This window comes from Azospirillum sp. TSH64 (assembly GCF_003116035.1).
Lineage (GTDB): Bacteria > Pseudomonadota > Alphaproteobacteria > Azospirillales > Azospirillaceae > Azospirillum.
This window is the reverse complement of the sequence record NZ_LGQW01000015.1, coordinates 1291423-1300557: the sequence shown is the minus strand read 5'-3', so window position 1 is coordinate 1300557 and position 9135 is coordinate 1291423. Positions and strand designations below refer to the sequence as shown.

Sequence of the window (9135 nt, the reverse complement as noted above, 5' to 3'; positions counted from 1 at the left end):
GGCTCCCCCCCGGGGGGGAAACCCCCCCGCCGTAGTAGCGGCGGGCGAGCCAGTCCTCATCCACCTCGTCCAGCATGGCGCGGTGCTCCTGGGTTTCCCCCCTCCCCCAGGGAAGAGGGGGAGTCACATCACGCCGGGACGCAGCAGTCGGCCGGGCAGACGGCGGCGCATTGCGGGCTGTCGAACTGGCCCTGGCACTCGGTGCACTTGGCCGGATCGATGACGTAGGTGCCCTTCTTCAGGCTGATGGCGATGTTCGGGCACTCGGCCTCGCAGGCGCCGCAGACGGTGCATTCGGCGGACTTGATCTTGTAGGCCATGGCTCTCTCCTTGGGTGATGGGATGGCTGTGGAGGGGGAAAGGGTGTCAGGCGCGGCGCGCGGTCAGCGCCCCGGTGCGGATCACCGCATCCTGGCCGGCACGGGACTGGACGACGCCCTGGCCGAGCCGCTCGGCGTAGTCCTTGAAGTAGGCCAGCGCAGATTCCTCGATGTAGTCGAAGGCAAAGCGGTCGACCGGTTCGATCCCGGCATCGGCCAGCGACTTGGACGGGCAGCCGCCGATCTTGGCGACGAACACCGCGGTGCAGTCGTTGATGGCGGCCAGCACACCGTCCAGCGTGTCGACATCGCCGGAGCCGCCTTCGCAATACTGGTCGACGCGGCGGTGCCCGACGAACTTGGCGCCGGCCGGTCCGACCTCGTAAATCTGGAATTCCTTGGCGTGGCCGAAATGCTCGTTGATGCGCTCGCCGCCCTTGGTGGCGACGGCGATCAGGATCGGATCGACCGTCGTGCCGACGCTGTCGCGAACATCGGCCTGGGCTGCGGCCTTCGAGGCGTGGCGGCCGGCGCGCTCGGAGTCGACATGCTCGCGGTAGGTGCGGCGGGCCTCGTCGTCATACTCGATGAAGCCCATCGCCTCGATCTTGTCGGCGGTGAATTCCTCGCCGCGGTCCTCGCCCAGCAGGCCGACGGCATCGGCACGGCACTGGCGGCAGTGGCGCATCAGCTTGGCCCCGCCCTCGCAGGCGTCCTGCACCACCTTCAGCTCCTGCGCGGTCGGGCCGCGCTGGCCGTTCAGGCCGAAATACGTCCCATGGGCGGGGTCGGAGATCAGCGGCATGATGTTGTGCAGGAAGGCGCCGCGGCTCTTCACCGCCTTGTTCACCTCCAGCAGGTGCTCGTCGTTGACCCCTGGGATCATGACCGAGTTCACCTTCACCAGGATGCCGCGCGAGGTCAGCATCTCCAGCCCCAGCATCTGCTGCTCATGCAGGATCTTGGCGGCGTCCAGCCCGGTCCAGCGCTTGTGCTTGTAGAAGAGCCACGGGTAGATCTGCGCGCCGACCTCCGGATCGACCATGTTGATGGTGATGGTGACGTGGTCGATGTTGTACTGCGCGATGGTGTCCACATGGTCGGGCAGGGCCAGCCCGTTGGTGGACAGGCACAGCTTCAGGTCCGGCGCCTTCCTCTGCAGCATCTCGAAGGTGGCGAAGGTGTTCTTGCCGGCGGCGGCCAGGCTGTCGCCGGGGCCGGCGATGCCGATCACCGACAGCTGCGGGATCTCCTGGGCGACGGCGAGGATCTTCTTGAGCGCCTGATCGGGGGTCAGCTTTTCGGAGACCACGCCCGGCCGGCTCTCGTTCGAGCAATCGTATTTGCGGTTGCAGTAGTTGCATTGGATGTTGCAGGCCGGGGCGACCGCGACATGCATGCGGGCGAAATAGTGATGCGCCTCTTCCGAGTAGCAGGGATGGTTCTTCACCTTCTCCCACACCGCCGGGTCCATGTCGGCCGGACCGTCCGACGATCCGCAGGACGACGACGAACAGCCGGACGCCGCCTCGGGTGCTGCGGGCATCACGGCCGGCGGGGCCAGTTCCCCCAGCCCGAAGATGCTGTCGAGCGAAACCACGTTGCTCATCATCGACTCCTTCCCTGCCGTGCCGGACGACACCGTTGGACGGAACGATGAGAAGCAAGTTCGGGGCCAAAAGAGGAAACGATGGAATTACAAAGGCTTGCCTGGATTTGTCGGCGGTGCGGACGCTGTCGTCATTGCGACAATGGCGGGGTGGGCGGAGGGCTTTGTCGGGGTGCCGACAAACCGGTCAGGCCAGCTCGGCGCGGAAGGCGACGACATGGTCCTGCCCTTCGTCCAGCACCTCGGCCCCGAAGCCGATCAGGCCGCTGCCGACCAGCTTGGTCGCATCCCGGCGTAGCACCAGCGGCGGCGACCCGCCGGTGCGGATGAAGGTGCCGTTGGTGGAATGGTCGGTCAGCAGGAAGCTCTCGCGGGTGAAGTCGACCACCGCATGCTGGCGGGAGGTCTGGCGCGAGGCGATGCGCAGGCCGCTGCTGTCCTCCCGCCCGATGGTGACGCGCGGCAGGGCTTGGCTCAGCGTGATGTCCTGCCCGCGATAGGCGAGGTGCAGCGTCACCATTCTGCGGCCGACCTCTGACACCAGCGAGAAGCCGAGCGTGGTGCTGTCGATGGCGTCCTCGGCATCGTCGCCGGTGCGGATTTGGTGGACGGCGATCGGTGCCGTCTTGCCCTTCATCGCGACGTTGCTCAGCGGCTTGGTCCGGCCGCGCAGGTCGGGCGACAAGCCCTCCACCAGAGCCAGGGTCGCCAGGATCTCGCCCGGCCGGGCGATCTGCTGCACCCGTGCGGCGACGTTGCAGGCGTCGCCATACAGGTCGCCGACCCCTTCGATCACGGAACCGAAATGGATGCCGATGCGCAACCGCAGCCCGTACTGGCCCTCGATGCCGATCATCGCGCAGGCGGTGCGGGCGCTGTCGTCGCGCAATGGGAAGGCGGCGAGCAGACCATCGCCCAGGCTCTTGATGACCCCACCGCGATTCTCATCCACCAATCGGCGCAGATGGGCCAGCACCCGCTGTGTCAGCGCCGCCGCCGCGACGTTGCCGACGCGCTCGTACAGCATCGTGCTGTCGGCGATGTCGACGAACAGCAGGGCGAGGGGCTTCTCAAGCGCAGGCAAGACGGAAATCCGTTCGACCGGGGGGCACGCCATCGAATCGAAGGCCCGGCAGGGTAACACAAAACCGCAGGGTGCGCGACGGGGGTGCCGCCGGACGGATTTCCGGCCCCCCGGTTGCCGGACCTAGAACCGCTTGATCTCGATGTTGTACTTGCGCAGCGCGTAGCTCACCTGACGGGTCGTCATGCCCAGAAGCCGGGCGGCCTTGGCCTGGACCCAGCCGGTCCGTTCCATCGCCCAGATCAGGCGGTCGCGCAGCGGGCCCGACTCCGGTTCGTCGAGCGGCAGGTCGGGCCCGGCCGAGGCCGGTTGCGGAGCCGGGGCGGACGGGACCGCCGGGACGGATGCCGCCGGCTGTGGGGTGGGCAGGGGGACGATGGCCGAAGGCGGCAGCGGTTTCGAGGCGCCGCAGACCGGCATTGGCCCCGCCCCGCAGCCCGATGCGCAGGCCGGCCACTGCGCTCCGTTGGGCGCTCCGTTGGCTGCTCCATGCGCCGCCCCGTTGGCGGGGGCCGGCATCGCCGGCGGCATCCCTTGCGGCGCCCCCTGGGGCATGGCAGGCGTCTGCGGACGCCCCTGCGAGGGAGGAGCGACCGACGGATTGGTCGGCGTTCCGCTCATCGACGGGGCCAGCCCGCCGACGGCGGCGCCCATGGTGCGGTACTGGAACAGAACCGACGAGTTGCAGAGATTCATGCTGCAGGACAGGTCGGGCACGCGGATGGTGCCGTTGCGGCACTGGGTCGCCGCCCGCTCGATGCAGTTTTCCAACTCGCGGACGTTGCCGGGCCAAGTGCAGCGGTTCAGCACCTCCAGCGCGTCCGGGGCGATGTCCAGGTTGAGGCCGTTGTCGCGGCCGAACTTGCCGACGAAATGCTTGGCCAGCATGCCGATGTCGCCGCGCCGTTCGCGCAGCGGCGGCAGGTGGATGGTCACCACGTTGATGCGGAAATACAGATCGGCGCGGAACTTGCCGTGGCCGACCGCCTCTTCGAGGTTCAGGTTGGTGGCGCAGATCAGCCGCACGTCGGTCTTGATCGTCTTCGACCCGCCGACCCGCTCGAACTCCTGCTCCTGCAACACGCGCAGCAGCTTGGCCTGGAAGTTGGAGGAGATGTCGCCGATCTCGTCCAGGAACAGCGTTCCGCCGGAGGCCAGCTCGAACCGGCCCTTGTGGTCTTTCTGCGCGCCGGTGAAGGATCCCTTCTCGTGGCCGAACAGCTCCGATTCCAGCAGCGATTCGGGCAATGCTGCGCAGTTGACGCGGATGAAAGGAGCGTCCTTGCGCGGCGACAGATTGTGGATGGCGCGCGCGATCAGCTCCTTGCCGGTGCCGCTCTCGCCGCGGATCAGAACGGTCGACTTGAAGGGCGCCACCCGGTGCACCTGGGCCAGCACATCGACCATGTTGGGGCTGGTGCAGACCACGTCGTTGACCGGCGCCACCACCGGCCGCAACTCCTTCTGTACGCGGAAGGTCTCGCGCATCATGAAGCGCCGCTCTTCCGCCACCGTGCGGTGCAGGCGGACGGTCTGGCCGATCAGGTTGGCGACCATGGTCAGGAAACGGACATCGGAACCGAAATGGCCGCTGGGGCCGTCGTCGGAGATGCGGTCGATGGTCAGCACGCCGATGACGGCGCCGGCCGCCTTGATCGGCACGCCGACCAGCGACGCCACCTGCTCGTCCAGATCGTCGCGCCCGCCGGAGCGGTTGTTGAACAGCGGCTCCTCCGCGAGGTTGGGCACGACCGCCGGCATGCCGGTCTTCAGGATGCGGCCGCTGATGCCTTCACCCTGGTTGTAGTCGATCTCCTGCGCCGGCGAGTCCTTGGGCAGGCCCTGCGCGGCGACGAGGCGCAGGGCCCCGTCCTCGCCCTGGAGATAGACACGGCCGCGATGCATCTGCAGCTGGTAGGACAGTGCCCGCAGCACCTCGCGCAGGGTCTGTTCCAGATCCAGCGACGACCCGAGGATCTTGCTGACCTCGTAGATCGTCAGCAGCTCCAGGCTGGAGGATGACGCGGACTGGGCAGCACTCGGCATGTTCGATCCCCTCGCTCGGCTGGGGACCCGGGCCAATGCCGGACGGGAGGGTCCAGCCATCGTAAGCCGTCGGGTCCCGGCGTCAGCGCCTTGATCCGTACCCCCCGAAAACCGCGGCGGCCGTTGGTCCGGCCATGCCGTTCATGTCCTGTTTTGGAGCCCGTCTTCCAGGCCGGGCATGGCTGCGACTCCGTTCGTACGCTGCCAGCCGGTGGAAAGTGTCCGTGACTGCTCGCCGAAAGGCAAGACCTTTTGCATAGATTCTGCTGCGGCGCACAATGACCTTAGCCATTGGTGGAATGGTTGTATCATGTTAATAACTGACTGGTCAGTTATAAAGAGAGGCGCGCCATGCCCTCCCGCGAATCCGGTCCTGCGTCCGATTCCCGTCCCGAACCTGCCTCCGATCCGGCTGCGTCCGGCGAACCGCCGCGCTGGCGCCGCCGCAAGGACGCCCGGCCGCAGGAGATCGTCGCCGCCGCGATGGAGATCTTTGCCGACCGCGGTTTCGCCGCGGCGCGGCTGGAGGAGGTGGCGGCCCGCGCCGGGGTCAGCAAAGGCACGCTCTATCTCTACTTCCCCAGCAAGGAGGAGCTGTTCAAGGCGGTGATCCGGGCCGCCATCCTGCCGAACCTGCAACAGGCCGAAGCGCTGGTCGCCTCAGCCGGCGGGCCATGCTTTCCGGTGCTGGAGCGGCTGCTGCGCATGGTGGCGCGGCTGATCGCCACGACACGCATGGCGGTGATCCCGCGTCTGGTGATCGCCGAGGCCGGCAATTTCCCCGAGCTTGCCGCCTTCTACCACCGTGAGGTGATCCGCCGCGGCTTCGGCGTGCTCGGGGGCCTGTTGCGGCGCGGCATGGAGAGCGGAGAGTTCCGTCCGATGGAACTCGATCCCAGTGTGCGTCTGATCGTCGCACCGCTGTTGATGAGCGCCGTGTGGCGAACCTCCTTCGACGGGGTCGATGGCGAACCGCCCATGGATGTGGCAGCGCTGGTGGAGGTCCACATCGACAACCTGCGCCGGATCCTGCTGCGTGATGCGGGTTCGCAGACAGGGCGGGCAGGAGCGGGGGAGGATGCGCCATGAGCGGATTTCTCGGAAATCTCCTGGATGGGCTGGCGGCCATCGCTCTGGCGATGGGGCTTCCCATCGCGGCCGGCGGGACGCCGCCGCTCGCCCATGGCTATGTCGAGGGAGAGTATCTGCGCATCGCCGCCCCCAATGCCGGTATGCTGGAAAGCCTGTCGGTCGCCCGCGGGGCACAGGTGGCGGCAGGAGCGCCGCTGTTCGCCATCGACCGCGCTACCGCCAGGGCTGAGCGCGACCGGCTTGCCGCGGCGCTGGCACAGGCGCGGGCACAGCGCGCCGACCTCGCCACCGGCAAGCGGGCGCAGGAGGTGGCGGTGCTGACCGCGCAGAAGGCGCGGGCGGAGGCGGCGCTGCGCTATTCCACCGCCGAGCTGGCCCGCCAGCAGGAGTTGGTCGCCCGCAAGGTCTCGTCCCCGGACAAGCTCGATCAGGCGCGCGCCGCCTTCGGCCGGGACCGTGGCCAATTGGCGGAGGCGGATGCCCAAGTGGCGGTCGCCGCATTGCCGGCCCGGCCCGAACAGTTGCGCGCTGCCGACGAGGCGGTGACCCAGGCAGAGGCGGCGCTTGCCCAGGCGGAACGGCGGCTGGCCGATCTGGCTCCCGTCGCCCCGGCGGCGGCCCTGGTCGAGGACACGCTGTACAATCCCGGCGAGTGGGTGCCGGCCGGCTCCCCTGTGGTGTCGCTCCTGCCGCCGGAGCGGGTGAAGCTGGTGCTGTTCGTCCCGGAGACTGCACTGGCGGGGGTGGTGCCGGGCGGCGCCCTGTCGGTGCGCTGCGACGGCTGCCCAGCCGGCCTGTCCGCACGGGTGAGCCGGATCGCCTCGCAGGCGGAATACACCCCGCCGGTGATCTACAGCGTCGGCAGCCGGGAGAAGCTGGTCTTCCGGGTGGAGGCCCGGATGGAACCGGCATCGGGCCGGCCGCTGAACCCCGGCCTGCCGGTCGATGTCTGGTTGGCGGATGGCCGGCCGGCGGGGGCGGGGCAATGACGGTGGACAACTCGGCGGCCAATGGCGGCCCGGCCATCGACGTGCGCGGCCTGGTCAAGCGCTTCGGCAGCAAGACCGTGGTCGACGATGTGTCGATCAGGGTGGAAACCGGCGAGATCTACGGCTTTCTCGGCCCCAACGGGTCGGGCAAGACCACGACGATCCGGCTGCTGTGCGGCCTGTTAACTCCCGATGCAGGGGAGGGCACCTGCCTTGGCCTCGACATCCGGAGGCAGAGTGCGGCGATCAAGCGGCAGGTCGGCTATATGACCCAGAAGTTCAGCTTCTGGGAGGATCTGAGCATCGCCGAGAATCTGGACTTCGTCGCCCGCATGTATGGGCTGCCCGACCGGCGGCGGCGGGTGGTGGAGGCGCTGGACCGGCTGGGCCTGTCCAACCGTCGCACGCAGTTGGCCGGGGAACTGTCCGGTGGCTGGAAGCAGCGTCTGGCGCTGGCCGCCTGCATCCTGCACGAGCCGAAGCTGCTGCTGCTGGACGAACCGACGGCGGGCGTCGATCCCAAGGCGCGGCGGGAATTCTGGGATGAGATTCACCGGCTGGCCGGCGAGGGTCTGACGGTTCTGGTCAGCACCCATTACATGGACGAGGCGGAACGCTGCCACCGCATCGCGTACATCGCCTACGGCACGCTGATGACGCACGGAACGGTCGATCAGGTGATTGCCGGGTCGGGCCTGCACACCCGTCTGGTCGTGGGCAGCGGCCTGCACCGTATCGCCGCGGCGCTGGACGGTCAGCCGGGAGTGGAGATGGTGGCGGTATTCGGCAGCCGCCTGCATGTCAGTGGAACCGACTCTTCAGCCCTGGACCGGGCGCTCGCCCCCTGGATTGGGCAGCCGGAGCTGCGGATCACCGCGACGGAACCGACGCTGGAAGACGTCTTTATCCATCTGATGAACCGCAGCACCGACAATTTCCGGTGACGGGTTACTCGGTCTGGGCCGAGGTGACGCCGGTGTTCTTGTTCCACTTCAGCGTCAGCTTGGAGAGCTGGCAAAGGTTCAGCCCCTGCCACACCGCCGACTCGCCGTCGTCATAGACGACCTTCATGTCCCACTTGCAGGTGCTCTCGGCCTTGGCGAAGGCAACCTCGAAGTACTCGCCGTCGTTCAGGACGTCGCGGCCGAGGATATCCTCGTCCCAGCTGTTGTTGTTGTTTTCCGAAACGTAGATGTGCTTCAGCGGATAGCCGGTCTTGTTGACGATCGTGAAGTCCTGCTGGCCGGCGAGCGCCGCGCCATGCATCAGAAACAGCGAGGACGCAACGAGCAGGGCCTTGGCAGCAACGTTCTTCAAGATGATCTCCGTCAGGGGAAAATTGGATCGTGATGAGATCTGTACATCGCAATCGCGGATAGTCAACCATTGAGTTAATCCAAGAGTTTGTTGCAACACTGAAGCTTTATTTCTTTTGTTTGTAAGAAAACAACCTTTGGCGGAGTATCCGGCATGGTCGGGACTTTCGACCGGCCGATTCCACCGCAACGTCAGGGCGTCGGTTTGCCGGTTGCAAGAGGCCAATGGTCGCAAGCGCTTGGCGCGTCGTGCTCTTTGTCGCGGCGCACACAATGTGGTACATGATGAAAACCGGCCGGAAAGGCCGGTCAAGATCATGACCAAGTTCTGGACCGCAGCCGGTCCCGCCGGGGCGGTCCCAATCCAGGGGAAGGAACAACGCATGTCGGGTTTCAAGGACGCGCCGCCGGATGACCGGTCGGAACTGACGCCGGAGCAGGAAAGCGCCATCCGCATCGTCGCCAACAACCTGCACCGCTTGAACGACGCCGTCGTCAAGGCGGTCGAGGCCGGCGTGACGGTCGAGCTGATGCGCACCGCCCGCTACCACAACGAGACCGGCAACTGGGGCGATCAACTCACCCCGGTGATCCGTCCCGGCAAGTGATCCCGTCCGGCCGATCCGGCCGGACGCTTGGCGAAAAGGCCGCATCCGTCCAGCGGATGGCGGCCTTTTTT

The 9135-nt window shown here is 67.2% G+C and carries 9 protein-coding genes; 4 read left to right on the top strand and 5 right to left on the bottom strand.

Features of this window, described 5'->3' with window-relative positions; translation table 11 throughout:
• Positions 1-128: 128 nt before the first annotated feature.
• The 4 genes from TSH64_RS07450 to nifA form a co-directional block, all read right to left on the bottom strand.
• A complete protein-coding gene (locus tag TSH64_RS07450; protein ID WP_014248512.1) occupies positions 129-320 on the bottom strand; it encodes a 4Fe-4S dicluster domain-containing protein in 192 nt (63 codons plus the stop codon).
• A 46-nt stretch (positions 321-366) separates the two neighbouring features.
• Positions 367-1929, bottom strand: a complete 1563-nt coding sequence (gene nifB, locus TSH64_RS07445) for a nitrogenase cofactor biosynthesis protein NifB (RefSeq protein ID WP_109452390.1) — start codon at positions 1927-1929, stop codon at positions 367-369.
• A 187-nt stretch (positions 1930-2116) separates the two neighbouring features.
• The gene (locus TSH64_RS07440) at positions 2117-3013 is read right to left on the bottom strand and encodes an adenylate/guanylate cyclase domain-containing protein (protein ID WP_247872807.1); all 897 of its coding nucleotides are present in this window, start codon (positions 3011-3013) and stop codon (positions 2117-2119) included.
• Positions 3014-3136: 123 nt separating this feature from the next.
• Positions 3137-5059 (bottom strand): nif-specific transcriptional activator NifA, encoded by a 1923-nt coding sequence (gene nifA / locus TSH64_RS07435; protein WP_109096191.1) that lies wholly within the window; start codon positions 5057-5059, stop codon positions 3137-3139.
• Positions 5060-5410: 351 nt separating this feature from the next.
• Here nifA and TSH64_RS07430 point away from each other — a divergent pair, with 351 nt between their 5' ends.
• From TSH64_RS07430 to TSH64_RS07420, 3 genes are read left to right on the top strand one after another with little or no spacing between them, the layout of a single operon-like run.
• Complete coding sequence (locus TSH64_RS07430) at positions 5411-6148, top strand: TetR/AcrR family transcriptional regulator (protein ID WP_109096190.1); 738 nt, start codon at positions 5411-5413, stop codon at positions 6146-6148.
• On the top strand, positions 6145-7140 hold the full coding sequence (locus TSH64_RS07425) for an HlyD family efflux transporter periplasmic adaptor subunit (RefSeq protein ID WP_109096189.1): 996 nt from the start codon (positions 6145-6147) through the stop codon (positions 7138-7140). Before TSH64_RS07430 ends, TSH64_RS07425 begins: the two co-directional genes overlap by 4 nt.
• Complete coding sequence (locus TSH64_RS07420) at positions 7137-8084, top strand: ABC transporter ATP-binding protein (protein WP_109096188.1); 948 nt, start codon at positions 7137-7139, stop codon at positions 8082-8084. Before TSH64_RS07425 ends, TSH64_RS07420 begins: the two co-directional genes overlap by 4 nt.
• A 4-nt stretch (positions 8085-8088) precedes the next feature.
• Here TSH64_RS07420 and TSH64_RS07415 read toward each other — a convergent pair whose 3' ends face one another.
• The gene (locus TSH64_RS07415; RefSeq protein WP_247872806.1) at positions 8089-8457 is read right to left on the bottom strand and encodes a hypothetical protein; all 369 of its coding nucleotides are present in this window, start codon (positions 8455-8457) and stop codon (positions 8089-8091) included.
• Between the two features lie 382 nt (positions 8458-8839).
• Here TSH64_RS07415 and TSH64_RS07410 point away from each other — a divergent pair, with 382 nt between their 5' ends.
• Complete coding sequence (locus TSH64_RS07410) at positions 8840-9064, top strand: hypothetical protein (RefSeq protein ID WP_042443767.1); 225 nt, start codon at positions 8840-8842, stop codon at positions 9062-9064.
• Positions 9065-9135: the final 71 nt, after the last annotated feature.

Bases quoted from the DNA above. Each gene is read 5' to 3' on its own strand.
- TSH64_RS07450 (WP_014248512.1), bottom strand. From the start codon at position 320: ATGGCCTACAAGATCAAGTCCGCCGAATGCACCGTCTGCGGCGCCTGC.
- nifB (WP_109452390.1), bottom strand. From the start codon at position 1,929: ATGAGCAACGTGGTTTCGCTCGACAGCATCTTCGGGCTGGGGGAACTG.
- nifA (WP_109096191.1), bottom strand. From the start codon at position 5,059: ATGCCGAGTGCTGCCCAGTCCGCGTCATCCTCCAGCCTGGAGCTGCTG.
- TSH64_RS07430 (WP_109096190.1), top strand. From the start codon at position 5,411: ATGCCCTCCCGCGAATCCGGTCCTGCGTCCGATTCCCGTCCCGAACCT.
- TSH64_RS07425 (WP_109096189.1), top strand. From the start codon at position 6,145: ATGAGCGGATTTCTCGGAAATCTCCTGGATGGGCTGGCGGCCATCGCT.
- TSH64_RS07420 (WP_109096188.1), top strand. From the start codon at position 7,137: ATGACGGTGGACAACTCGGCGGCCAATGGCGGCCCGGCCATCGACGTG.
- TSH64_RS07410 (WP_042443767.1), top strand. From the start codon at position 8,840: ATGTCGGGTTTCAAGGACGCGCCGCCGGATGACCGGTCGGAACTGACG.